General features: G+C 57.0%; 20 protein-coding genes and 2 pseudogenes. 18 read left to right on the top strand and 4 right to left on the bottom strand.

From position 1 onward, the window contains the following. Positions 1-18: 18 nt before the first annotated feature. The 12 genes and pseudogenes from ACWHY3_RS16185 to ACWHY3_RS16130 all read left to right on the top strand — a co-directional run. Positions 19-1,242: a CaiB/BaiF CoA transferase family protein gene (locus ACWHY3_RS16185; protein WP_448126983.1), complete on the top strand. Its 1,224-nt coding sequence runs from the start codon at positions 19-21 to the stop codon at positions 1,240-1,242. A 42-nt stretch (positions 1,243-1,284) separates the two neighbouring features. After that, the gene (locus ACWHY3_RS16180) at positions 1,285-2,046 is read left to right on the top strand and encodes an electron transfer flavoprotein subunit beta/FixA family protein (RefSeq protein WP_448126982.1); all 762 of its coding nucleotides are present in this window, start codon (positions 1,285-1,287) and stop codon (positions 2,044-2,046) included. A 14-nt stretch (positions 2,047-2,060) separates the two neighbouring features. Beyond that, on the top strand, positions 2,061-2,987 hold the full coding sequence (locus tag ACWHY3_RS16175; protein ID WP_448126981.1) for an electron transfer flavoprotein subunit alpha/FixB family protein: 927 nt from the start codon (positions 2,061-2,063) through the stop codon (positions 2,985-2,987). 89 nt (positions 2,988-3,076) lie between these two features. After that, positions 3,077-4,774 (top strand): electron transfer flavoprotein-ubiquinone oxidoreductase, encoded by a 1,698-nt coding sequence (locus tag ACWHY3_RS16170; RefSeq protein WP_448126980.1) that lies wholly within the window; start codon positions 3,077-3,079, stop codon positions 4,772-4,774. 928 nt (positions 4,775-5,702) lie between these two features. Then, entirely contained in the window at positions 5,703-6,818 is a 1,116-nt protein-coding gene (locus ACWHY3_RS16165; RefSeq protein WP_448126979.1) for a hypothetical protein, read from the top strand. Positions 6,819-7,116: 298 nt separating this feature from the next. Continuing rightward, on the top strand, positions 7,117-8,103 hold the full coding sequence (locus ACWHY3_RS16160; RefSeq protein ID WP_448126978.1) for a Bug family tripartite tricarboxylate transporter substrate binding protein: 987 nt from the start codon (positions 7,117-7,119) through the stop codon (positions 8,101-8,103). A 76-nt stretch (positions 8,104-8,179) separates the two neighbouring features. Further along, on the top strand, positions 8,180-8,680 hold the full coding sequence (locus tag ACWHY3_RS16155; protein ID WP_448126977.1) for a tripartite tricarboxylate transporter TctB family protein: 501 nt from the start codon (positions 8,180-8,182) through the stop codon (positions 8,678-8,680). A gap of 32 nt (positions 8,681-8,712) precedes the next feature. Next, positions 8,713-10,221, top strand: a complete 1,509-nt coding sequence (locus ACWHY3_RS16150; protein WP_448126976.1) for a tripartite tricarboxylate transporter permease — start codon at positions 8,713-8,715, stop codon at positions 10,219-10,221. After that, on the top strand, positions 10,218-11,234 hold the full coding sequence (locus ACWHY3_RS16145) for an NAD(P)H-quinone oxidoreductase (RefSeq protein WP_448126975.1): 1,017 nt from the start codon (positions 10,218-10,220) through the stop codon (positions 11,232-11,234). Before ACWHY3_RS16150 ends, ACWHY3_RS16145 begins: the two co-directional genes overlap by 4 nt. A gap of 81 nt (positions 11,235-11,315) precedes the next feature. Continuing rightward, a complete protein-coding gene (gene hglS / locus ACWHY3_RS16140) occupies positions 11,316-12,677 on the top strand; it encodes a 2-oxoadipate dioxygenase/decarboxylase HglS (protein WP_448126974.1) in 1,362 nt (453 codons plus the stop codon). 193 nt (positions 12,678-12,870) lie between these two features. Then, positions 12,871-14,001: pseudogene (locus ACWHY3_RS16135) on the top strand (IS3 family transposase). A gap of 7 nt (positions 14,002-14,008) precedes the next feature. Further along, positions 14,009-14,191, top strand: a pseudogene (locus ACWHY3_RS16130) (IS3 family transposase); the annotation flags it as partial. Here the strand turns inward: ACWHY3_RS16130 and ACWHY3_RS16125 are convergent. The 4 genes from ACWHY3_RS16125 to ACWHY3_RS16110 all read right to left on the bottom strand — a co-directional run bounded on the left by ACWHY3_RS16125 (position 14,190) and on the right by ACWHY3_RS16110 (position 17,016). Beyond that, complete coding sequence (locus ACWHY3_RS16125) at positions 14,190-14,933, bottom strand: SDR family NAD(P)-dependent oxidoreductase (protein WP_448126973.1); 744 nt, start codon at positions 14,931-14,933, stop codon at positions 14,190-14,192. The pseudogene ACWHY3_RS16130 and the gene ACWHY3_RS16125 overlap by 2 nt on opposite strands. Before the next feature lie 91 nt (positions 14,934-15,024). Further along, positions 15,025-15,315, bottom strand: coding sequence for a muconolactone Delta-isomerase (gene catC / locus ACWHY3_RS16120; protein WP_448126972.1), 291 nt, complete (start codon positions 15,313-15,315; stop codon positions 15,025-15,027). Positions 15,316-15,358: 43 nt separating this feature from the next. Beyond that, on the bottom strand, positions 15,359-15,655 hold the full coding sequence (locus ACWHY3_RS16115; RefSeq protein WP_448126971.1) for a YciI family protein: 297 nt from the start codon (positions 15,653-15,655) through the stop codon (positions 15,359-15,361). Positions 15,656-15,681: 26 nt separating this feature from the next. Beyond that, positions 15,682-17,016 (bottom strand): short-chain fatty acid transporter, encoded by a 1,335-nt coding sequence (locus tag ACWHY3_RS16110; protein ID WP_448126970.1) that lies wholly within the window; start codon positions 17,014-17,016, stop codon positions 15,682-15,684. A 170-nt stretch (positions 17,017-17,186) separates the two neighbouring features. Between ACWHY3_RS16110 and ACWHY3_RS16105 the strand changes: the two genes are divergently transcribed. The 6 genes from ACWHY3_RS16105 to ACWHY3_RS16080 all read left to right on the top strand — a co-directional run bounded on the left by ACWHY3_RS16105 (position 17,187) and on the right by ACWHY3_RS16080 (position 23,663). Further along, complete coding sequence (locus ACWHY3_RS16105) at positions 17,187-18,092, top strand: 3-hydroxyacyl-CoA dehydrogenase NAD-binding domain-containing protein (protein ID WP_448126969.1); 906 nt, start codon at positions 17,187-17,189, stop codon at positions 18,090-18,092. Then, positions 18,089-19,117 carry a cyclase family protein gene (locus ACWHY3_RS16100; RefSeq protein WP_448126968.1) on the top strand — a complete coding sequence of 343 codons (1,029 nt, stop codon included), beginning with the start codon at positions 18,089-18,091 and terminating at the stop codon, positions 19,115-19,117. Before ACWHY3_RS16105 ends, ACWHY3_RS16100 begins: the two co-directional genes overlap by 4 nt. A gap of 701 nt (positions 19,118-19,818) precedes the next feature. Further along, a complete protein-coding gene (locus ACWHY3_RS16095) occupies positions 19,819-20,637 on the top strand; it encodes a CoA transferase subunit A (protein ID WP_448126967.1) in 819 nt (272 codons plus the stop codon). Further along, positions 20,634-21,443, top strand: coding sequence for a CoA-transferase subunit beta (locus tag ACWHY3_RS16090; protein WP_448126966.1), 810 nt, complete (start codon positions 20,634-20,636; stop codon positions 21,441-21,443). The genes ACWHY3_RS16095 and ACWHY3_RS16090 overlap by 4 nt, the downstream gene beginning before the upstream one ends. Beyond that, a complete protein-coding gene (pcaF, locus tag ACWHY3_RS16085; protein ID WP_087720163.1) occupies positions 21,440-22,645 on the top strand; it encodes a 3-oxoadipyl-CoA thiolase in 1,206 nt (401 codons plus the stop codon). Before ACWHY3_RS16090 ends, pcaF begins: the two co-directional genes overlap by 4 nt. A 193-nt stretch (positions 22,646-22,838) precedes the next feature. Next, the gene (locus ACWHY3_RS16080) at positions 22,839-23,663 is read left to right on the top strand and encodes an alpha/beta fold hydrolase (RefSeq protein ID WP_087720164.1); all 825 of its coding nucleotides are present in this window, start codon (positions 22,839-22,841) and stop codon (positions 23,661-23,663) included. Positions 23,664-23,691 lie beyond the last annotated feature (28 nt).

The raw sequence follows: 23,691 nt of genomic DNA, 5'->3' as shown, positions 1-23,691 counted from the left end.
CGAATCGAGGTGGACGTAATGGGCGCGCTGACGGGAATTCGTGTGCTCGACTTGAGCCGAGTGCTGGCTGGTCCCTGGTGCAGCCAGGTGCTGGCTGATCTCGGGGCCGATGTCGTCAAGGTGGAGCGTGTTGCAAGGGGAGATGATACCCGGGCCTGGGGGCCTCCTTACATGAAGAATGCGCAGGGTGAGGATACTCAAGAGGCCTCATACTACCAGTCCTCCAATCGTAACAAGCGTTCCGTGGCCGTCGATATTGCCAGCGAGAAAGGGCAGGAAATCGTCCGGGCTCTGGCCGCTGAAAGCGATGTGCTGATCGAAAATTTCAAGGCGGGGTCTTTGGAGAAGTATGGGCTGGATTACGCGTCGCTTTCCCGTATCAACTCCCGCTTGGTCTATTGTTCCGTCACGGGCTTCGGTCAGACGGGACCACGTGCTCAGGAACCCGGCTACGATTTCATCATCCAGGGGATGGGTGGACTGATGAGTATCACCGGTGAGCGTGATGGCGTCCCCGGTGGCGGGCCACAGAAGGTGGGGGTGGCTGTGACCGACGTAATGACTGGGCTGTACTCAGTCATTGCGATTCAGGCAGCTCTCTTGGCCCGTGAAAAGACTGGTCGAGGCCAGTATTGCGATATGGCGCTCCTGGACGTTCAGGTAGCGGCCTTGGGTAATCAGAGCCAGAACTACTTGAGTACCGGGGTATCGCCTGGTCGCTACGGTAATGCACACGCCAATATTGTGCCCTACAACTCATTTCGGGCCAGCGATAAGGATTTCATTATCGCTTGCGGCAACGATTCTCAGTTTGTGGCCCTATGCAACGCCATAGGCCTGTCGGAGCTTGCCGCCGATCCCAGGTTTTCAAGAAACGAGAATCGCGTCAGGAACAGAGACGTTATCACCCAAATTCTCTCGGACCATTTCAAGCAAGATGCGGCCGAAGTATGGGTGGAAAGAATCAGCAAGGTCAAGGTGCCGGTTGGGGTAATTAATGATATTGCCGGTGCGTTGGCGGAGCCCCAGGTGGACGCCCGTGGCATGCTGGTCAACATCCCCCATCCCATGAATCCTGACTTCAAAATGGTTGGTAGCCCGATTCGCCTCTCCGAAACGCCGGTGGAGTACAAGCGACCGGCGCCGCTACTGGGTCAGGATACCGACAATGTACTCTCAGAATATCTTGATCTCTCTGCAGATCAGTTGTCGCAGCTGAAGGACGACGGCGTAGTAGGTTGATCATTATTTTCATGACTCGAGTATTTTAGTTTAGGAGCGAATATGAAAGTACTCGTCGCGGTCAAACGCGTCATCGATTACAACGTCAAGATCCGGGTCAAGCCGGATCACACCGACGTGGATCTGACCAACGTCAAGATGGCCATGAACCCCTTCTGTGAAATCGCGGTGGAAGAGGCCGTTCGTCTCAAGGAGAAAGGCGTCGCCACGGAGATCGTCGCCGTCACGGTCGGCCCCAAGGCCGCTCAGGAACAGCTTCGCACGGCGCTGGCGCTGGGTGCGGACCGCGCCATTCACGTCGAGACCGACGAGCGCGTCGAGTCGCTGGCGGTAGCCAAGCTGCTCAAGGCCGTGGTCGATGAAGAGCAGCCCGACCTGGTCATTCTCGGCAAGCAGGCGATCGATACCGACAACAACCAGACCGGCCAGATGCTGGCGGCGCTGAGCGGTATGGGGCAGGGCACCTTCGCCTCGGAGGTCGCCTTCGGCGATGGCGTCGAAGACGGCTACGTGCGCGTCACCCGCGAGATCGATGGCGGCCTGCAGAGCGTCGCGCTCAAGCTGCCCGCGGTGGTGACCACCGACCTGCGCCTGAACGAACCGCGCTACGCCAAGCTGCCGGACATCATGAAAGCCAAGAAGAAGCCGCTGGACAGCCGGACGCCGGAAGCCCTCGGCGTGGCCGTCTCCAGCGGGCTTGAGCTGCTCAAGGTCGAGACGCCAGCCGAGCGCAAGGGCGGTGTCAAGGTAGGCTCCGTGGACGAGCTGATCGATAAACTCAAGAACGAAGCCAAAGTGCTGTGAAAGGAGCTGATCGCATGAGTATTCTGGTTCTGGCCGAACACCATGAAGGGCGTCTCTCCGCCGGCACGGCTCATGTCGTCGGCGCCGCCCGAGCCATTGGTGGCGATATCGACATCCTGGTCGCCGGCGAGCATGTGGCGGCCATTGCTGAAGCGGCCGCCAAGCTCGATGGCGTCTCCCGCGTGCGGGTGGCCGACGACGCGACGTACGCGCATCAGTTGGCCGAGCCGCTGGCGGATCTGCTGGTCCAGCTGGCCGGTGACTACAGCCACGTGCTCGCCGCGGCATCGACCGACGGCAAGAACGTGCTGCCGCGGGTTGCGGCGCTCAAGGACGTCTCCCAGATCTCCGAGATCCTGAGCGTCGAGAGCGCCGATACCTTCAAGCGTCCGATCTATGCCGGCAACGCCATCGCCACGGTGCAGTCCAGCGATCCGCTCAAGGTGATCACCGTGCGCACGACGGCGTTCGACCCGGTGAGCGAAGGCGGAGCCGCGACCATCGAGCCCGTGGATACCGTTGTCGCCAACGCGCTGTCGCGCTTCATCGGCGAAGAGCTCGCGCAAAACGAGCGCCCGGAGCTGGGTGGCGCTCGCGTGGTCATCTCCGGTGGCCGAGGCATGGGCAACGGCGACAACTTCAAGCTGCTCGACGGCATTGCCGACAAGCTCGGCGCCGCCATCGGGGCTTCTCGTGCCGCGGTCGACGCGGGTTTCGTGCCCAACGACATGCAGGTCGGGCAGACCGGCAAGATCGTCGCTCCCGAGCTTTATATTGCCGTCGGTATCAGCGGCGCGATCCAGCACCTGGCGGGCATGAAGGACTCCAAGGTGATCGTGGCGATCAACAAGGACGACGAAGCGCCGATCTTCCAGGTGGCCGATTACGGTTTGGTAGCCGATCTCTTTGAGGCGCTGCCGCTGCTTGAGAGCAAGCTATGAGACTGGGCTTGATTCAGTGGTTTATCCGGTTATCTCCGGAGCGGCGCTTTCCGTAGCCGTCGAATTTTTCCTTCAGCAAGGGGCGGGACATGGCGTCACAAATTGAACGCGAATCCATGGATTTCGACGTAGTGATCGTGGGGGCGGGCCCCAGCGGACTGTCGGCAGCGTGCCGTTTGATGCAGCAGGCGAGCGAGGCCGAACGGGAGCTCTCTGTCTGCGTGGTCGAGAAGGGGTCGGAGGTCGGCGCGCACATTCTCTCCGGTGCCGTGCTCGAGCCGCGCGCGCTGTCGGAGCTGTTCCCGGACTGGGCCGAGCGCGGCGCGCCGTTGAACACGCCGGTACTGCGCGACGAGCTCTATCTGCTGAAGGATGCCGACAAGGCCCAGAAGCTGCCCAACGCCATCGTCCCCAAGACGATGCACAATGCCGGCCACGCCAGCTCGAACGACGCCGACAATCCGAACTACGTCATCAGCGCCGGCAACCTCTGTCGCTGGCTGGCCGAGCAGGCCGAAGGGCTGGGTGTCGAAATCTTTCCCGGCTTCGCCGCCCAGGAAGCGATCGTCGACGACGAAGGCATCGTGCGGGGCATCATCACCGGCGACATGGGCGTCGCCGCCGGCGGCAGCGAGACCGCCAACTACATGCCCGGCATGGAACTGCGTGCCAAGTACACCCTGTTCTGCGAAGGCGCACGGGGCCATATCGGCAAGCAGCTGATCTCGCGCTTCGATCTCGATGCGAACCGCGACCCGCAACATTACGCCATCGGCTTCAAGGAGCTGTGGGACGTGCCCGCCGAGCAGCATGAGCCCGGCCTGGTGCTGCACGGCTCCGGCTGGCCCCTGAATGACAAGAACCATGGCGGCGACAGCCATGGCGGCTGGTTTCTCTATCACGGCGACAACCAGCAGGTGATGGTGGGGCTGATCGTCGACCTGGCGTACCGCAACCCTTATCTGTCGCCGTTCGACGAATTCCAGCGCATGAAGCATCACTCGCTGCTGAAACGCCATCTCGAAGGCGGCAAACGTGTTGCCTATGGTGCCCGCGCGATCACCAAGGGGGGCGCCAACTGTCTGCCCAGGATGACGATGCCCGGCGCCCTGCTGCTGGGCTGCGACGCCGGCACGCTCAATTTCGCCAAGATCAAGGGCATTCACACCGCGATGAAATCGGGGCTGGTCGCGGCGGAGAGCGTGTTCGAGGCCATCGCTTCCGGCGACGAGGGCGGTCAGGAGCTTACCGCCTTCACCCAGGCCTGGGAGTCGAGCTGGGCGTGGCAGGAACTGCAGGCCAGTCGCAGCTTCGGTCCGGCCATCCATCGGTTCGGCACCGTGGGCGGCGGCGCCTTCAATTTCGTCGACCAGCTGCTGGGCGGCAAGCTGCCGGTGCAGCATGACACCACGCCGGACCATCAATTGAAGAAGGCGGCGGAGTCGACGCCGATCGATTACCCCAAACCCGATGGCAAGCTATCGTTCGACAAGCCGTCTTCGGTGTTCCTGTCGAACACCAACCACGACGAGAACCAGCCCTGCCATCTGAAGCTGAGCGATCCGGACATTCCCATCGCCAGAAATCTGCCGGAATACGCCGAGCCCGCGCAGCGCTATTGTCCGGTCGGCGTCTACGAAGTGGTCGAGGAAGGAGGAGAACCGCAGTTCCGGATCAACTTCCAGAACTGCATCCACTGCAAGACCTGCGACATCAAGGACCCGTCCCAGAACATCACCTGGGTAGCTCCCGAGGGTGGCGGCGGCCCCAATTATCCGAACATGTAACATCAGATGACTAGGCAGTTCGCATATGCCGCCGTGTGACTGGGTTTGCTAATGTCCCCCGTGGCCGGTTGAGGAACAACTTTTTCAGGCCGGTGCCGATGCTCCAATGCCCACCATTGACGGGATGATGGCAGTACCTCAAAAACTCGCACCAGCAGCTCACTAAATAGCAGCCCGGTAAGTTCCTGAAATGGTACTGGTGGCGGGGTCGTCGGACGGTCGCGGATCCGGCGGGTGACCAATGTTTACGGCGCTTGGCCAGAAACAACTGGCCATAGCGGTAGGTGCAAACCGAACGGGTGAACTCCGCCGACTGGCGATGCCGCTTGCTCTTGGAAGAAACCATACCTGTGGGCGTGTTTCATCTTGCCTTGCGAAATATACGAAATGGTAAGGCGGCAGCTGAGAAAAGGCAGCTAGAACAGGTAGTCTTGCCGGATGGCGTGCTATTCCTGCGCACTACACATGTAGGATATCAATCGGTAATTAGGGGGCAAAGGGAAACAGTGTCGAAAACTGTAATAAGACTAGGGCTAAGCGTGTCAATTGTGACTAATGTAGCAACGTCGATCCATATAAACTCATTCGATATGTTTCCAAAATCCACTGAGCTACATCAGCAGAGGGTGGCTGGATTATGATATTCACAAAAGTCCTGCCTGCCATGAACATGTGGTCCAGTTGGCTACTTGCCGCATTGTCTGTCTTGGTTGTATGGCGAGAGCTTGCCGGCTCAGACGTCGCGGGTTATATATCTAATTTGCTGCTAGTAGGCTTTCTGATATTGGGTTGGCCGCGCTTCAGTCCTATGGCACGTCTGCTAGCGCTGGTGTGTGTGGGAGCGACACTATTAACATTAATGCAGCTAGCGTCTCCCTGGGCCACATTATATGAAGCTACTAATAGTTTCACTTTTTTGGCTGCTTTCATGACTGCATTGGCGCTGCTGCGGCTACCTGCCTATCGCTCCCGCCTGATTCGTCGTTGCGGGCAGAGTCTACTGAAGCAACCTCCTGCTTGGCGTTATCCCTTACTCTCCTTGGGCTCCACTCTATTCGGCATCGTACTCAACTTCGGCGTGCTGACTTTATTTATAACGATGATAGACAAGGCAAACACATTAGCTTCGGCCCAAGGCCGAACATGGCTACAAGAAGCGCGCCGCCGTCGCATGCTGCTTGCCACTCTGCGGGGCTTTACGCTGGCTCCGCTGGTATCACCGCTGGGGATTGGGGTGGCCGTTATGCTGGGAAATCTCCACCCACTTACTTGGGCGGAGCTATTTCCCTATGTGTTGGTAACTGCGATTGGCTTATTCCTGCTCGGCTGGGCCTGTGATCAGCTGTCGGTGCCACAGTCGGCCTCCCACGGTTTATCCACCGCTCATCCATCGCTAATGCCGCTGGTAATATTAAGCTTGTTGCTTCTGGCTTTGATCTCCTTAGTGTTCGCGATTTCCGTCTGGCTCTCCTTGCGCCTGCCGCAGGCGGTGCTGATAGCAGTACCAATGGGGGCTTGGCTGTGGCTGATGTGGCAGTGTCGTGCGCTGGGGTGGGTGGGCGTGATACCGGCTAGCATAATACTAGGCCGTCGCCTACCAGATGTATTCGAAGGCATTGGCAACGAGATTGTGGCGCTGGGATCAGGAGCTTATCTGGGGTATCTGAGCGTAGCACTACTGAATCCCGCCCAGTTGAAAGATATTGCAGAAATACTGATGTACATAGGCAATTGGCTGCCAGTACTAGCAATGATGCTTATCGTGTTGCTGGCCCAGTTGGGAGTAAACCCCATCATCAGTGTGACTTTCTTGACCAGTATGGTGGCCCAGGCAGGGCCAGCCGAACTCTCGCTGCCTCTACTGGCTGCAGCGATGTTAGCGGGCTGGTCTTTGACCATGATGTCCTCTCCGTTCACTGCGGCGATGATGATCATGTCGCGTTTCACAGGCATGACAGCGAGGCAGATCTGCCTGAGTTGGAATGGAGCATTCTTGATAATCTCGCTGGCGATGGCCGTCTTGCTGCTTCGGTTGGTGGGCTGAGCAGAGGGTGTTGGTTATACGTCGCTCGGCCTTGGGCTGGTTCAAGCGCAGCAGCGGGAACCGAGAGAGCGAGAGCAGAGCATTATACGTGAAGAGTATCAATTATGCCCCGACGTGCCGCGGTATAGATATCCATCCCAAGGACAGGCTTGGATCGCATTCTACTAACAAGATTTTGACATCGCCCCGTTGAGACCAAAGTCGGGTTCTGTAATGAGACGGATCGCTGTACTCTATTCGTGTTTGCGAATTAAAGTTCGCTAAGCGGACAAGATGATTGGTCAAATCAAGGTGGCATATGAAAAGCATTTTAAAAGCAGCATGTTGGGCAATTTGTAGCAGTGGGCTTGCCCTTGGCGTTTTCGTGTCGTCGGCCCTCGCTAGCGAGTGGCCGACCGAAGATATCCGCTTGGTCGTACCCTATGCGCCTGGAGGCACTACCGATGTACTTTCGCGCCGCGTGGCTGATCTGCTGCAGAGCGAGCTCGACACCAATATCATCGTAGAGAATCGACCCGGCGCGGGTTCTACCGTAGCGACCGCGCGTTTAGCGCGTGGCGGTCGTGATGCTGATCACACCATTCTGATGGCTTCGCCGGGGCACACCATCGGCGCGGCAATCTATCCCAACTTGACGTATGATCCAGTTGAAGACTTTGTTTTCCTGCAAAAACTTATCGATATCCCCAATGTAATGGTAGTTCCAGCTGACAGTCCTTATGACAGTGTTACTGACTTTATTAAGGCGGCCAAGAAGCAAAACATGACATTCAGTCACAGCGGTGTAGGGAGCTCAATCCATATGTCCGGCGAGCTCTTTAAATCATTGACCGAGACCAACATGACGGCAGTTCCCTTCGCTGGCAGCGGCGCAGCTTTACCAGCGTTGTTGAGCGGCGATGTCGACGTTTCCTTCGAAAACATGCCGACCGTACTCTCACACATCAAGTCAGGTGACTTGAAAGCGCTAGCAGTAACCTCTGCTGAGCGCTCCAAGGATCTGCCGAACGTGCCGACTCTTCGCGAAATAGGCGATTACAACCTCGACCAGTTTGTCACCACCGCCTGGTTCGGCCTGATCGCTGATAAATCCTTCCCTCCGGAGGCGCAGGAAGCTATGCGATCAGCTCTTGAGCGCGTAATGCAACGGAAGGAATTTCTTGATTTCGCTGATCAGTTGGGTGCCAAACCTGGCCAGGTCGCTGGCGATGAGTTTAAGCAGTTCGTTGCCAAGGACGTGAAACGATGGCAGACGGTAGCGGACCAAGCGGGCATTAGCCAGTAAGCCATCGCAACCCAGTGATGCTAGTGAGGCGAGGAGGATTCATCCTCGCCTTTCCCGTTACATAGAGGTGATAGAAATGTCGACTCCTACCCAAAAGCGAGGTCTGCCGTTTCGAGACTCCGGCGATATCCTTACAGGCGGTATTCTACTGATCGCCTCTGTTGTGCTGTTGTTCTGTTTGATTCCCAATTATATCGGTGAACCGCCCATACTTCAGAATCCTATGATGTCACCGCGTTGGCTGCCGCGCATCGTGGGATGGTTAATGTTTAGCTTATCCATTTTGTTGATTGTGCAGGGTATGCTGATTGATAATACTGCTAAAGAGGATGGGCGGCGCATTGTAAAAGGGTCCCACCCTCGTTTCGCTCTGATGATCGTGGCACTCTTGGTCTACTCAGTACTATTTGAGACGTTGGGTGCTGTAATTTCTGGCATTCTGGCTACGCTAATTCTTTTTGCCGCCCACCCGATACGTACTTACTGGCCCTACAGTTTGGCCATCGTCTTTCCGATAGTCGTTACCTTAATATTCGTCAATCTCATGAATGTGCCACTTCCTGTAGCGCCTTTTTGAGGCGTATCATTTAACTTGGTTCTAGGTGACGTATGGAAATAGTTTCGGAAGCTCTTCAGCTTGTTTTTCATTACGAGAACTTTCTAGCTATTGCGCTGGGGGTCGTGATTGGTGTCGTCGTTGGATCTATACCCGGTCTGACAGCCACCATGGCAGTAGCGCTGGCGCTGCCGTTCACATTTTCGATGGAACCGGTCGCCGCTATTTTGCTACTAGTCGGCATCTATAAAGGCGGTATGTACGGGGGATCGATTACCGCTATTCTGATTCGCACTCCGGGGTCGCCTGCATCGGCATGCACATTGCTTGACGGTTATCCGATGGCTCAGCAGGGGCACGCTAAGAAAGCGCTAAAGACAGCGCTGTATTCTTCGGTTATTGCCGATTTTATATCTAATATCGCATTGATATTCTTTGCGGCTTATTTGGCTAAAATTGCCCTTAACTTCGGTGCTCCGGAGTTTTTTTGGCTGATTTGTTTTTCGCTGACCATTATCATTTCGCTTGCTAGTGGGTCGATGATAAAGGGGCTGTTGGCGGCGCTGATGGGAATTCTGCTCTCGCTGGTGGGGCTGGATGAAGTTTTTGGTTCGCAGCGTCTAACCTTCGGAAACTACAATTTGATGGACTCCATCTCGTTTATTCCGTTATTGATTGGGCTGTTCGCGATACCTGAGATAATCGAGTTCTATCGCAAGAAGGCGGTCCCGCATGTTCGGGCTAAGGCTAGTGGGGCTGGGCTATCACTTGCCGAACTCAAGCGCTCCATGAAATGCATAGTGCGTGGCAGCCTGATCGGAGTGATTATCGGAGCTATTCCCGGTACCGGGGCCACCGCAGCCGCTTTCATCTCCTATAGTGATGCTCGCCGACGTTCTCCACGCCGAGAAAATTTCGGCAAGGGTGAGGTGGAAGGGGTGGCCGCCTCAGAAGCTGGGAATAACGGTGTGGCCGGTGCCACCTTGATCCCGCTGTTGTCGTTGGGCATTCCTGGAGACGTGATCACTGCGATTATCTTGGGGGCCTTTATGGTTCATGGTTTAACGCCAGGCCCTGTTCTGTTTCAAGAGAACTTACCCTTAATCTACGCGCTGTTCATGGGTATCATGTGCAGCTCGCTAGTGCTATTGATTGTCGGCAATGGAGCCATTAAATACTTCTCACTTATTGCTGATATTCCTAAGGAAATCCTCTTTCCTATCGTATTGATGTTTTGCGCCTACGGTGCTTATGCCGTGAATAACAATATCTTCGATGTTTGGCTTATGCTGGGATTCGGTGTCATGGGATATGTTTTCAATCGTGCTGCGATTCCGGCGGCTCCCTTCCTTATTGGCTTTATCCTTGGGCCAATGTTCGAGGACAATTTAAGGCGCTCATTATTGATCGGTCAGAATGACTTGTCGGTCTTCGTCCGTGGGCCTATCACTTGGTTCTTCATCGTACTTACTATAGGGTCGATTCTGCTGGCCCTCTATCGCTTTGTCTCCTCGCGTCGTCACTCTTCGCACGGTGACAACACCTCCCAGGAGGCGCCATGAGCACTATGCGTGCTATCGAGATTATAGCGTCGGGCGAACCAGAGGTGCTGCGCCTGACGCGACGTCCCGTACCGACGCACGGTAAGGGCGAGGTGTTGATTCAAGTTGCCTCCTTCGGCATTAATCGACCCGATATTTTCCAGCGTCGAGGCAATTACCCGGTACCTCCCAACGTCACCGACATTCCGGGACTCGAGGTGGCTGGCAAAATTGTTGCGGGCGACCTCGACCACACCTACAACCCTTTTGGTCTGGCACTAGGTGATCGGGTCTGTGCTTTGCTGCAGGGAGGTGGTTACGCTGAGTATTGCGCTGTCCCATTGGTGCAGTGCCTACCCTATCCTGAGGGTTTTGATGATGTCGAGGCAGCGGCTTTACCCGAGACCTACTTCACGGTATGGAGCAATGTCTTTCAACGCGCCGCCTTGGGCCAGGGACTGCGCGGTCAGGATGAGAGCTTGCTGGTACAAGGTGGCAGTAGCGGTATCGGCACGGTGGCTATCCAGTTGGCGGCACAGCGGGGGCATCGCGTTTTCGCCACAGCGGGTTCGCGTGAAAAATGCAATTTCTGCGAATCACTGGGCGCCGAACGAGCGCTCAACTATCGCGAGTTGGATTTCGCCTCCGAGGTTATGTCGTTGACTGACGGTCGTGGTGTAGATGTGATCCTCGATATGGTGGGCGGCGACTATCTGCCGCGCGAGCTGGCCTGCGTTGCCGACGATGGGCGGATTGTGATCATTGCGTTGCAGCGTGGGAAGGAGGCAACTATTCCACTGTCTGACATCCTGCGCCGCCGCGTGACTATGACTGGCTCTACTCTGCGCCCGCAGGGTGCTTCCTTTAAAGGGGCGATCGCCAGGGAGCTGCACACTGAAGTCTGGCCATTGCTGGCCAGCCGAACCATTAAACCGATTATAGAGACTGTCTTGCCGGCGGAGAGTATTGTCGAGGCGCACCAAATGATGGAAGCGGGCAAGCATAAGGGAAAGATCATGCTGAGCTGGGATTAATCTAGGCGATCGTTATCAGGCTGCTGCCGATGTCGTGAGGCAACTGACCTGATCCTTTTTATCTGTAGCGAGGTACTCCATATGAACGATTCTTTTCTCAGCCCTGACCGGATTCGGGATTGCTTCTCACGTGCGATTTCTGACATGTATCGGGAGGAAGTGCCTCAGTACGGCACTCTGCTGGAGCTAGTCGAGCAGGTTAACCGTGCCACGCTTGAGCGCCACCCGGCCCAACAGAAGGCAATGGCTGAAGATGGAGAACTTGAGCGACTCGGAATCGAAAGACATGGCGCGATCCGTGTGGGCAGCGCAGAAGAGCTGGCACTGCTTCGACGTATGTTCGCCGTAATGGGCATGTTCCCGGTAGGCTACTACGATCTTTCTATGGCCGGTGTACCGGTACATTCTACCGCATTTCGCCCCGTCGACGATGAGGCCTTACGCCGAAATCCTTTTCGCCTATTTACTTCGCTGTTGCGCTTGGAGCTGATCGCCGATACCGAGCTGCGTGAGCGAGCAGCCAACATCATAGCCTCGCGTAAGATTGTCACTTCGCAGGCAATGGCGCTGATAGAGCGGTACGAGGCGAAGGGCGGGCTAACCGAATCAGAGGCCAAATGCTTCGTTGCGGAGGCGTTGGAGACCTTTCGCTGGCATCGCGATGCGACCGTTGATCTAGCCACCTACGAAAAATTACATGCTGAGCACCGCCTGGTTGCTGATGTGGTCTGCTTTCGTGGCCCACATATTAACCATCTTACCCCGCGCACACTGGATATTGATGAAGTGCAGCGGCGTATGCCAGCTACTGGCATCACGCCCAAGGCTATCATCGAAGGTCCTCCGTGGCGGTGCTGCCCGATCCTGCTTCGACAGACGAGTTTCAAGGCGCTGGAGGAATCGATCTTCTTCGCCGACGAATCCCAAGGGCGACATGCTGCTCGGTTCGGGGAAATTGAACAGCGCGGCGTGGCATTAACTCGCAAGGGCAGAGAACTTTATGACCATATACTAGCCGCTTCATGTGAGGGGGGCGACGATAACGAGGCCCACCAGGAACACTTGCGTGAGGTCTTCGCTGCTATTCCCGACGATGAAGCGACACTGCGCCGAGATGGCTTGGCTTTTTTTCATTATCGTGCTGTGCCGGGTGCCAAAACGTTAGACGAAGCCGGTTTCGACCGGATCGAGGCATTGATCGAACAGGGTGTCCTGATCGCTACGCCAATGACCTACGAAGACTTCCTTCCGGTCAGCGCAGCGGGGATCTTTCAGTCGAATTTGAACAATGGGATGCGCGACCAATATGTCAGTCAGTCTAGACAAGACCTTTTTGAACAGGCGCTTGGCGAGGCTGTAATAGATGAAATTGAGCTTTATGAACGTCGCCAACAGGCATCGCTTGAGCGCGCATTTGTCCAATTAAACGTGGCACAGGGTTGAGCATCAGTCACACTCTATTGGAAAAAGGCTGTGGGCGCATAGAAAATATAGAGTTTTAAAAACATAGTATATGTAGAGATAGATTCTCTAATTCGCCGCCTTGAAATACTATCTTTAGAACTGCACAGGTTGACCTGCGACGGGATTTTTCCTCCATCGTCGATTAGAGTCCGATCTAACCGGAGGACGGACGATGAAACGAGCAAAATTCACGGAAGAGCAGATCATCGGCATTCTGGCCAAGCATGAGGCGGGCGCGAGATGTGCTGACTTATGCCGTAAGCACGGTATGTCGGAGGGAACCTTCTACAACTGGAAAGCCAAGTTCGGCGGTATGACGGTGTCGGAGGCGAAGCGGCTGAAGGCGCTCGAGGACGAGAATGCCAAGCTGAAGAAGCTGTTGGCCGAGCAGATGCTCGACCTGGCTGCGATGAAGGAACTGGTTTCAAAAAAAGTGGTGACGCCCGCCGTGAAGCGCGAGGCGGTCGCGCATCTGAAGGCCTTGCTCGGGCTGTCTGAGCGGCGGGCATGCCGGCTTGCAGGGGCGGATCGCACGATGATCCGATACCAGGCGCAGCGCGCTCCCGATTCGGTGCTGCGTGACCGACTACGGGCGTTGGCCAACGAGCGCCGACGGTTCGGCTATCGGCGACTCTTCGTTCTGCTGCGTCGCGAGGGCGAATCATCCGGGATCAACCGGATCTATCGGCTCTACCGCGAGGAAGGGCTGACGGTGCGCAAGAGAAAAGCCCGACGCAAAGCCGTTGGAACACGGGCGCCAATTCTGATTGAGGCACGCGCCAATGCACGGTGGTCGCTGGACTTCGTGCACGATCAGTTAATTGGCGGGCAGCGATTTCGAGTGCTCAACATAGTCGACGATGTCACCCGTGAGTGCCTTGCCGCCATCCCGGACACCTCGATATCAGGGCGCCGAGTGGCACGTGAGCTAGCGGCGCTGATCGAGCGGCGCGGAAAGCCCGGAATGATCGTCTCGGACAACGGCACGGAGCTGACGTCCAACGCGATCCTGCGCTGGTGCGCCGAGCACCGAATCGAATGACACTACATCGCACCGGGCAAGCCCATGCAGAATGGTTTTGTGGAGAGCTTCAACGGCCGGATGCGGGACGAACTCCTCAACGAGACCTTGTTCCGTAACCTGGCTCACGCGCGGGTTGCAATCGCTGCCTGGGCGAATGATTACAATACCGAACGTCCGCACTCGGCCCTGGATTACCAAACCCCGGTGGCTTATGCACAGACGTTGACAGCTGCACGAATAGACACGAAGACTAACGGGACTCAAATAGTCGCTAGATGAAAGTTCGGTGGCAGGTCAATGCCTCGCCATGATCCCGGAAACCTTGATATCCGGGCGACGAGTCGCGCGTGAATTGACAGCGTTTCTCGAACAGAGGCTAAAGCCCGGCATGATCGTATCGGACAATGGTACCGAACTGACTTCCCTACGCTGGGGTGCCGAGCATCGAATCGAATGGCACTACATTGCTAGCCGACCGTGACGCCGCCACATACGAAGAGGGTCTGGCCGGTAATAAAGCTGCTGCGCTCGTCGCAGTAAAAGCTAACGGCTTGCGCTACATCCTCAGGCTGGCCCATGCGACCTAGCGGAATATTATCGATGATGTGACGAGCGCGTTCGGAGTCGGGTGGGTTGTTCTGCCAAAAGGCACTAGTGGCTATGGGGCCAGGTGCGACACAGTTGACGGTAATGCCATACTCTGCCAACTCCAGCGCCCAAGTTCTGGCCATGGATTGCAGTGCTCCTTTGGTGGCGCTGTAAATAGTGCGCGCCTCCTTGCCCAGTACCACACGGCTGGTATTCAGCACTATACGACCCATGCCGGAAGCCTTCATACTGGGCAGTAGCGCCTGGGTGCAGACCAGCGCCGAGCGTACGTTCAGGTGCATCAACCTGTCGAAGTCCTCGAGCCTTGCCTCCTCAAGCAGTGCCGGGGCGACGATACCCACGTTATTGACTAACCGGGTTACCGTATAATGCGCGGCGATCTCCTCCATTGCCTGCCGGGTGGCGTCGGCATCGGCAAGGTCCACCTGACGTGCCTCCGCTTTCAGCGAGTCCGCTCCCGGCTCGACGATATCCACCACGATGACTTGATAGCCATCCTGCTGGAGTCGAAGTGCGATGGCCTGGCCGATATTTCTTGCTCCTCCAGTAACCACGGCGCAGTGGCGTCGAGAAGTTTGGCTTTGCGCAGCGTCTTGGCTCATTCAGGTATCCTCGATGGCTCAATGTCGGTTGAACATATCTATGGTGGGCAATCGCTCTTCGATAAACACGACGAGGCAATTGGTAGGACTCTTAGGAATCGTCCTCGTGAATAGAGGAAGGATGACGACATAGTGGCTTCACCTGAATATCCATGTAGGGAAACAGGGGTAAGCCACTGATGAGATCCTGAAGTTCGGCATTGTCAGTGACGTCAAAGATACTGACGTTGGCGTAGCTACCGGCGATCCGCCAAAGATGACGCCATTTGCCCTGCCGTTGTAGCTCCTGCGAGTAGGCTTTCTCTTTCGCCTTGATGTCAGCCGCTTGCTCGGTCGGCATGTCCGGCGGCAGCTTCACCGCCATTTCTACATGAAACAACATTGCGATTTCCCCATTGTATTTGCGCTACGAGACTGTACTTGCGCTACAGAGTGTTCTTCCGATTCAGGTAGGCTTGCCGCCAGCGCACGATCTTGACCTCGGTGAATAACGCCGCCTGATGGAATGGATCGGCCTCGATGAAGCGTTCAGCCTCTTCGCGGTTGTCTAGATCGACTAGGTAGATGCCGCCGGAAGCCGTCTTGCCATCATCGGAAAGCTTGGCGCCACAAGCCAGCAAGATATTCACGTTGGCATCCAGATAATCCAAATGATCTTGGCGTACCTCCAAGCGCAGGGCGTGGCGGTCGGGCTTGTCGAAGGTTTCGATCAGAAAAGGCATGTGCAAATCTCTGTTGGTAAACTTTGTCAGGCGCCGAGGTAACCCCAGATCAGCATGGCGCTGGCGTAGATGATTCCCAGATAGATCAGAATCAACACCATGTAGCCCATCACATCGCGCAACTTCAAGCCGGAGATGGCCAGTACCGGGAGGATCCAGAACGGCTGGATCATGTTGCTCCACTGGTCACCGACCTGTACCGCTAGTGCCGTGGCTGCCTGGGAAGCCCCGATTTCCGTTGCGGCTTGCACCATGACCGGGCCCTGAACCGCCCACTGGCCGCCACCGGACGGTGCCAGCAGGTTGATGATGGCGCCGCTGATGAATGACCAGAGAGGAAGGGTTTGCGCGCTGGAGATATCAACGAAGATAGTGGCGAATGAAACCACTAGGCCCGACCCCACCAGAATCCCCATGATCCCGGCATAGAAAGGGTATTGGACGACAATCCCCGAGACGATGCGAATCCCGTCCGCCAATGCGGCCAAGTAGTTGGCCGGCGAGGCAAACAGCAAGATACCCAGGAACAGGAAGGAAAAGTTGACGGTATTGAGATTCAGCGAGCCACCATCAAAAATGTATAACGCGATATACAGCATGCCTAGCAGGCCGATGCCGATACCCACCACTTTGCTACGATTCAGGCGCTCGGCAATGGTGATCTTGTCGCCTCCGACAAGAGGAGCTGCGGAGGGCTTGGCGACGGTACTTGGGTCGATTTCAACGATGTCTTTTTCCTGCTTGGGATGCAGCCAAGCATTAAAGAAGGGCAAGGTAAGCAGAATGAGAGCGCTGGTGATCAAGAGAATGGGCGAGAAGATAGTTTCGCTCAACGGGATTAGTCCGATTGCGTCCTCGAGGAAATGTCCTTCGGTGGCGATCAGAAGTGGCACACTTCCGGACAGGCCGATGCCGTAAAGGGCGAAACCCGAGTATGCAGCGGCGATCACCAGCGGGTAATGCAACCCTTTCACGTTGAGCGCCAGCTTCTGGGCAACGATGCCGCCGATTACCAGTCCAAAACCCCAATTCAACCAGCTGCCGATGCCGCCCACCAGGGTAGCAACGACAATAGCCATGAACGGTGTTTTGACGCGCGCGGCGAGGCGATTGAGGGCGCCATCCACCAATGGCGTCTTGGCCAGAATGTAGCCCGCCAGAAGGATGACCGTCATCTGCATGCTGAAAGCCAGCAAGTCCCAGAAGCCATCGCCCCAATAGCGTACTGCATTCAATGGGCTAGTATCCTGCAAGAGCACCGCCAGAAGCATTGTGAGGACGGTCAGGAGGATGGCGATGACTAGGGGGTCGGGCATGTAGCGGTTAACGAGCCGGGTGAAGAAATTTGCCAGCGCATTCATAGGAAGCGGCCTCATTGTCGGCATGCATGTCATTGTCTATTATGTACGTTATGCGTACTTTAGTTCGTTTGGTGGCCAGATGGTTAACCCGCGAATGTTTTTATTCAATACGACGTTTGTCTAGTTTCGGTAAAAGTGTTGTCTAGAACGAACGAAAGGAAGGAAAGCTGATGCAGGAAGATTCTTTGCAAGCCGTCGTAGTGGGAGCCGGTACGATGGGGGCTACCTTGGCCAAACTTATGGCGGTGCATGGCGTCAAAGTCACCGTGGTAGATACCAATCCGCAAGTTTTGGAAACTAGCCGTTTGCGCATGGGTGCGAATGCTGCCGCTGTTAGCTTCACCACGGAATTGAAGGTGAAGAAGAGCCCCGATTTCGTGATCGAGAGCGTGACCGAGAATGTGACGGTCAAGCAGAAGGTATTGGCACAAATTGAGGACGGTGTAGCTGAATCCACCGTCATCATGACCAATACTTCAGGTATTCCGATCGACGATATCAGCAGCGCCATGCATATTCCGCAGCGGTTCGTGGGAACGCACTTCTTTAACCCGGCGGACATCGTTCCTGTCGTGGAAGTGGTCCCCGGCAGTCATACCGAGGTGCCGGTCGTAGAGCAGACTTGCCGTTGGCTGAGGCGGCTGGGTAAACGGCCTGCCGTGTTGAACACTTGCGTGCCCGGTTTTGTTGCCAACCGGATCCAGCACGCGGTGATGCGCGAATGCCTCTCCTTGTTGGAGAAAGGGGTGGTGGAGACCGCAGCGCTAGACGATATCGTGCAATACTCTATTGGCATACGCATGGCGCTCAACGGCCCGTTATGTCAACGCGATCTCAATGGGCTGGATACCCATCTGAATATCGCTCGTTACCTCTATCCAGATCTTGATGCACGTCAGGAGCCTGCGGCTCTCCTCGAAGAGCATGTTGCCCAAGGGCGCTTGGGAGCCAAGGCGGGGCGAGGCTTCTACTACTGGACCGATGAATCGCGTGCGCGACACCAGGCTCAGGAGCGGAAAAGCCTGCAACGCATTATTGAAATAGCTACTCAACACTCAAGTGGAGGCGAACCATGAACCAGCCGCGCTGGATGAAGCGTCCCGAAGGTAGTAATTGGGGCGAGTTCGGCCCTGAAGATCAACTGGGGCGGGTCAACCTGATCGGGCCTGAGCAAGTGCTCAAAGGCATCAAGGAAGTGCAAGAGGGAGTGACATTTTGCTTGTCGTTACCCTTGGATATCCCCGGAGGCAGTGTGCTAAACCCCCGTCGCTCGCCGCCAAAGCTGACTCCGACGGCTCTAGGTGACGACCAATATATAAACTTTCCCCTGGCCACTCAAAGCCCCACGCTTTGTGACGTTATCAGTGATGACCAAGTCCAGTTGTCTCTGCAGTACTCTACTCAGTGGGACTCCCTTGCCCATGTGGGGGCTCTGTTCGATGGAGATGACGATGGCACGCCGGAGCGCCGCTATTACAATGGCTACTTGGCAGAGCAGGATGTGCTCAATCTGAGCGGGGCATTGAACCAGCGGCACGGCTCCTATGCCGAGCGTCTGGGGATCGAGACGCTGGCAGTGCATGGTATGCAGGGGCGGGCTGTGTTGGTGGACCTGGTACAGGTCTTCGGCACGGCCAGAACAGTGGTAGGGCACAGGAATTTGATGGGGGCGCTGGAGCAATTGGGTGTGGTAGTGGAGCGCGGCGATATGCTGGTATTGCGAACTGGGTTCGCCGAAACGTTATTGGATATGCAGGGCATGCCGCAGCCTGACGTGCTGAAAAATACTGGGGCGGTACTCGATGGCAGCGATTCGGACCTGCTGAAGTGGATCACCGAGAGCGGCATCGCGGCGATCTGTGCAGATAACTATGCGGTGGAAGATTTGGATCGCGAACTGGAACCGAATTGTTGTTCCAAACTTCCATTACATCATCACTGTCTTTTCAAGCTAGGCTTGCCGCTGGCAGAACTGTGGTATCTGAAAGACTTAGCGGAGTGGCTGCATAACCGCGAGCGAAACCGGTTCTTGCTAACGGCACCACCGCTGCGCCTACCGGGAGCCATTGGTTCACCTGTGACCCCGTTGGCAACCGTATAAATGGAATAGGACCCGTAACGAGAAAGCACCGACAAGAGTTTGTAGCGTATCGATCTGGGACGCGATACCGGTGCTGTCGCATACAGTTGCCATAAATATCAAAAATTATCTGCTTATCATAGGCATCATTGGATGCCCAACCTGACGATCTTCAGGCAGTTGTTTTCAGGGCTGCGTCTGTCGTCGCTGCCTCGATTTCCCGATGTTGACGTGGCGCGAATGACGCAGCTACTCGACAGGGCGGCGGCACCGCATACGAATATGATATTGAGATCCCATCATTCGGACATCGGCAGGCGAGCAGCTGTGGATCGGCCTGAATGGGCCTGACCTTACCTCTTTCTGATCTTAAATAGATGCTCTCGCTGATAAGCCTGTTTGTCAAAGGATGGGTAATGGGACTTACATTAGTGCCGGCATCTTTCTTCACTGACTGTATGCCATGACACTAGTGATTCGGGATGCTAAAACCACGTCACGCCTTTATACCTTGGTCGTAATTTATCCGTTTGAGATAACAGCTGATAATTTAATGATCTTAGTTAAGCTATTGTTTTTTTAATGATTTTTGTTTCCTCTGATTGTTTGATGAGGAGCTGCTAATCACTCTCTTCGTTTGACCAACCGATGTCAAAGCGATAGTGTTGTTCGTATCACAAACCCATGTTCGCTTTGCGAACATTGTCGAGAGTCGAACTTACATGGCTGAATTTCTTTCTCTGCACAATGCCGTCGCGCGTTATGTCGAAGATGGCGCGACCCTTGCCATGGAAGGGTTTACCCATCTGATTCCCTTTGCCGCTGGCCACGAGGTGATTCGCCAGAGGAAGCGTGATCTCACGCTGATCCGCATGACGCCGGATCTGCTCTATGACCAGATGATCGGTGCCGGTTGCGCCAAGCGCCTGATTTTTTCTTGGGGTGGGAATCCTGGTGTCGGTTCGTTACATCGGCTGCGCGATGCGGTCGAGAAGGGCTATCCCTATCCAGTCGAGATCTTCGAGCATAGTCACGCTGCCATGGCCTGCGCCTTCGAAGCTGGCGCTGCTGGGCTGCCCCTGGCGGTGTTGCGTGGTTATGTCGGTAGCGATCTGCCCAAGGTCAATTCACAGATCAAGTTCATCGAATGTCCGTTCAGCGGGGAGCGTCTGGCGGCGGTGCCGTCGATCCGGCCTGACGTGGGCATCGTCCACGCTCAGCGCGCCGATCGACGAGGCAACGTGCTGGTCGAAGGAATTGTCGGTGTGCAGAAGGAAGTCGTGCTGGCAGCCGGTCGTAGCATTGTCACGGTCGAAGAGGTCGTCGATGATCTCGCCGCGGGTCCCAACGCCTGCGTGATTCCGGCCTGGGCGATCGATGCTATCTCGGTGACCAAGCACGGGGCCTATCCATCCTATGCCCATGGTTACTACCCCCGCGACAACGCCTTCTACAAAGCTTGGGATGCCATCGCCCGTGACCGCGACGCTTTCGATGCGTGGCTTCAAGACAATGTCTTCACTCAGGGAGACGACACATGAGTGACCGTTATACCGCTGCCGAGATGATGACCGTGACCGCGTCCCGAGCGCTGAGCAACGGCTCTACCTGTTTCGTGGGCATCGGCCTGCCCAGTGAGGCGGCCAATCTCGCTCGCCTGACCCACGCACCGGAAGTCGTGCTGATCTACGAGTCCGGCACTTTGCAGACCAAGCCGGACGTATTGCCGCTTTCAATTGGTGATGGCGAGCTGTGCGAGACCGCGCTGACCACGGTCTCGGTGCCGGAGATGTTCCGCTACTGGCTGCAGGGCGGCCATGTCGATGTCGGCTTTCTCGGCACGGCGCAGATCGACCGTTACTGCAATCTCAACACTACCCTGATCGGCGATTACCGCGAGCCCAAGGTGCGCTTGCCGGGCGGTGGCGGAGCGCCGGAGATCGCGACCAACGCCCGCGAGGTATTCATCACCGTAAAACACTCGACGCGCACCTTCGTCGAGGCGGTGGATTTTGTCACCACGGTCGGGTTCGGGCGTGACGGGGCGGCGCGTGACGGCGTGCCCAACATTGGCCGCGGTCCGACTCGTGTCATTACCGATCTATGTGTGATGAAGCCGGATGCCGAGACCAAGGAACTGGTGGTGGTCTCGCTGCATCCCGGCGTCACCCGCGAGCAGGTGCAGGAGGCGACCGGCTGGGAAATCCGGTTCGCCGAGTCTCTCGAGTCGACCCCGGAGCCGGATGATAACGAATTGACGATTCTGCGCGAGCTCAAGGCGCGGACCGATCGCCATCACACGGGTGGTCAGGCCGCCGATCAATCTGACAGAGGGAGCAAGGCATGAACGACGTCTTTCTATGTCGGCCGTTGCGTTCGCCGGTGGGCCGCTTTGGTGGCGCGCTCGCCAGTGTGCGTCCCGATGACCTCGCCGCGCGCCTGTTCGAGGCCGTCCTGGCCCAGCATCCGCAGGTGGATCCAGAGGCGATCGATGACGTGATTCTGGGCTGTGCCAACCAGGCCGGAGAAGACAACCGCAGTGTGGCCCGTATGGCGGCGTTGCTGGCGGGCCTGCCGACTTCCGTGCCCGGCTCGACCATCAATCGGTTGTGCGGCTCGAGCATGGATGCCATCGGCACGGCGGCGCGGGCGATCCGGGCTGGCGAAGCCGACCTGATCCTGACCGGCGGCGTCGAGTCGATGTCGCGGGCGCCCTATGTCATCGGCAAGGCGCAGTCACCCTATTCGCGCAGTCAGAAGATGGAGGACACCACGATCGGCTGGCGTTTCGTCAATCCTCTGATGGAGAAGCGCTACGGCACCCACTCGATGCCGGAAACCGCCGAGAACGTCGCCGAGCAGTTCGGCATTTCGCGCGAGGATCAGGACCGCTACGCCTACCGTTCGCAGCAACTGACCAAGGTTGCCCAGGAGAGCGGAAGGCTCAGCGATGGCATCGTGCCGATCGAGATACCTCGGCGTAAGCAGGAACCGCTGATCTTCGATACCGATGAGCATCCGCGCCCGGACACCACGCTGGAGAAACTGGCCAGGTTGCCGGCGCCGTTCCGCGAAAACGGCACCGTGACAGCCGGCAACGCTTCCGGCGTCAACGACGGCGCAGCGGCGATGTTCGTCGCCAGCCAGGCAGCCGTCGAGCGGTTCGGTCTGGAACCTGTCGCGCGCATTCACGGTATGGCCACGGCCGGTGTCGAGCCCCGGATCATGGGAATCGGTCCTGTGCCGGCAACGCGCAAGTTGCTCGGCAAGCTCGGCATGACGCTCGAGCAGATGGACGTGATCGAACTCAACGAGGCATTCGCCGCTCAGGTGCTCGCCTGCGCCCGCGAACTCGGTATTGCCGATGATGACCCGAGGCTCAACCCCAACGGTGGCGCCATCGCGCTGGGGCACCCGTTGGGCATGTCCGGGGCGCGTATCGTCGCTTCTGCGGCCAATGAGCTGGTCCGTAATAATCAACGCTTCGCGCTTTGCACCATGTGCATTGGCGTTGGACAAGGGATCGCCACTGTCATCGAACGGGTGTGATCGACGTCGAAAGACTGCACGAATAAGGTATTTACGATGGAAGCGGTCACCCAATTTTCCGTACGCATTGTCCAACGCTATCTGCCCAGCGCATTCGTGCTGGCTGTAATGCTAACCGCTATTGTGTTTGCCTTCGGCAAATGTAGAGCCCTTTTGCCTGACCGCACACACTGACTTCTCGAGGAACGTGACAATGCCTTTTGCCAACATTGAAAAGCGTACCGTTGCCTACCGATTGCTGGGTGCCGAGGCCAACCCGCTGGTCGTTCTCGCTCACCCGCTCGGAATGACACAGGCAGTGTGGGACGAGATATTATCGCAACTGCTGCCGCATTATCGTGTGCTCACCTGGGATCTGCCGGGACACGGGGCTAGTCAGGCCTGGCCGCCGGAGGGCGGCGCGATAACGCCGGCCGATCTGGCCGCTGAAGCGCTGGCGCTGGCCGATATCGCCGGTGCCGAACGCTTCCACTTCGTCGGCACCTCGATCGGTGGGGTGATAGGCCAGCAGCTGATCGCCGCGCATGGCGAACGTCTGCTGACCGCCACGTTGACCAACACCGGGGCGGTGATCGGGAACGCCGAATTGTGGAATACCCGAGCCGGCCGCGTGCGTACCGAAGGGCTCGCAGCCATGACGGGGGAGATCGTGCCTCGCTGGTTTGCGCCAGCCCGGATCGAAGCCGAACCGGCGCTGCAGGACGGATGGTGCGTTCAGATGGGACGCGGCGATGCCGAGTCCTACGCCCGGCTGTGCGAGATGCTGGGGCGAGACACGTTCACAGGACGCCTGCATGGCAAGCGTGTATCGATCCTCTTGCTCGGTGGTCTCGAGGATGCGGCCACGCCGCCGGCCACGCTCGAAGCATTGGCGCAGGAGTGCGATCAGGCGCCGCTCGAGATCTTCGAAGGCGTGGCGCATGTGCCCTCTATCGAAGCCCCGGCACGCTTCGTCGCGGCACTCTTGAGGCACTGGGCAGGGCGTGATGATGTCGAAGATCAGGACGTCAGCGAATAGGGTATCGATCGCACTTCCGGTTTCGAAA

It is taken from the genome of Salinicola sp. NYA28a, assembly GCF_976982775.1.
Note: the sequence above shows the minus strand (reverse complement) of the source record. Positions and strands in the feature narration are given on the sequence as shown.

What these genes read in the sequence shown, in the direction of transcription:
- ACWHY3_RS16185 (WP_448126983.1), top strand. Translation starts at nt 19, where the DNA reads ATGGGCGCGCTGACGGGAATTCGTGTGCTCGACTTGAGCCGAGTGCTG.
- ACWHY3_RS16180 (WP_448126982.1), top strand. Translation starts at nt 1,285, where the DNA reads ATGAAAGTACTCGTCGCGGTCAAACGCGTCATCGATTACAACGTCAAG.
- ACWHY3_RS16175 (WP_448126981.1), top strand. Translation starts at nt 2,061, where the DNA reads ATGAGTATTCTGGTTCTGGCCGAACACCATGAAGGGCGTCTCTCCGCC.
- ACWHY3_RS16170 (WP_448126980.1), top strand. Translation starts at nt 3,077, where the DNA reads ATGGCGTCACAAATTGAACGCGAATCCATGGATTTCGACGTAGTGATC.
- ACWHY3_RS16165 (WP_448126979.1), top strand. Translation starts at nt 5,703, where the DNA reads ATGACTGCATTGGCGCTGCTGCGGCTACCTGCCTATCGCTCCCGCCTG.
- ACWHY3_RS16160 (WP_448126978.1), top strand. Translation starts at nt 7,117, where the DNA reads ATGAAAAGCATTTTAAAAGCAGCATGTTGGGCAATTTGTAGCAGTGGG.
- ACWHY3_RS16155 (WP_448126977.1), top strand. Translation starts at nt 8,180, where the DNA reads ATGTCGACTCCTACCCAAAAGCGAGGTCTGCCGTTTCGAGACTCCGGC.
- ACWHY3_RS16150 (WP_448126976.1), top strand. Translation starts at nt 8,713, where the DNA reads ATGGAAATAGTTTCGGAAGCTCTTCAGCTTGTTTTTCATTACGAGAAC.
- ACWHY3_RS16145 (WP_448126975.1), top strand. Translation starts at nt 10,218, where the DNA reads ATGAGCACTATGCGTGCTATCGAGATTATAGCGTCGGGCGAACCAGAG.
- hglS (WP_448126974.1), top strand. Translation starts at nt 11,316, where the DNA reads ATGAACGATTCTTTTCTCAGCCCTGACCGGATTCGGGATTGCTTCTCA.
- ACWHY3_RS16125 (WP_448126973.1), bottom strand. Translation starts at nt 14,933, where the DNA reads ATGAGCCAAGACGCTGCGCAAAGCCAAACTTCTCGACGCCACTGCGCC.
- catC (WP_448126972.1), bottom strand. Translation starts at nt 15,315, where the DNA reads ATGTTGTTTCATGTAGAAATGGCGGTGAAGCTGCCGCCGGACATGCCG.
- ACWHY3_RS16115 (WP_448126971.1), bottom strand. Translation starts at nt 15,655, where the DNA reads ATGCCTTTTCTGATCGAAACCTTCGACAAGCCCGACCGCCACGCCCTG.
- ACWHY3_RS16110 (WP_448126970.1), bottom strand. Translation starts at nt 17,016, where the DNA reads ATGAATGCGCTGGCAAATTTCTTCACCCGGCTCGTTAACCGCTACATG.
- ACWHY3_RS16105 (WP_448126969.1), top strand. Translation starts at nt 17,187, where the DNA reads ATGCAGGAAGATTCTTTGCAAGCCGTCGTAGTGGGAGCCGGTACGATG.
- ACWHY3_RS16100 (WP_448126968.1), top strand. Translation starts at nt 18,089, where the DNA reads ATGAACCAGCCGCGCTGGATGAAGCGTCCCGAAGGTAGTAATTGGGGC.
- ACWHY3_RS16095 (WP_448126967.1), top strand. Translation starts at nt 19,819, where the DNA reads ATGGCTGAATTTCTTTCTCTGCACAATGCCGTCGCGCGTTATGTCGAA.
- ACWHY3_RS16090 (WP_448126966.1), top strand. Translation starts at nt 20,634, where the DNA reads ATGAGTGACCGTTATACCGCTGCCGAGATGATGACCGTGACCGCGTCC.
- pcaF (WP_087720163.1), top strand. Translation starts at nt 21,440, where the DNA reads ATGAACGACGTCTTTCTATGTCGGCCGTTGCGTTCGCCGGTGGGCCGC.
- ACWHY3_RS16080 (WP_087720164.1), top strand. Translation starts at nt 22,839, where the DNA reads ATGCCTTTTGCCAACATTGAAAAGCGTACCGTTGCCTACCGATTGCTG.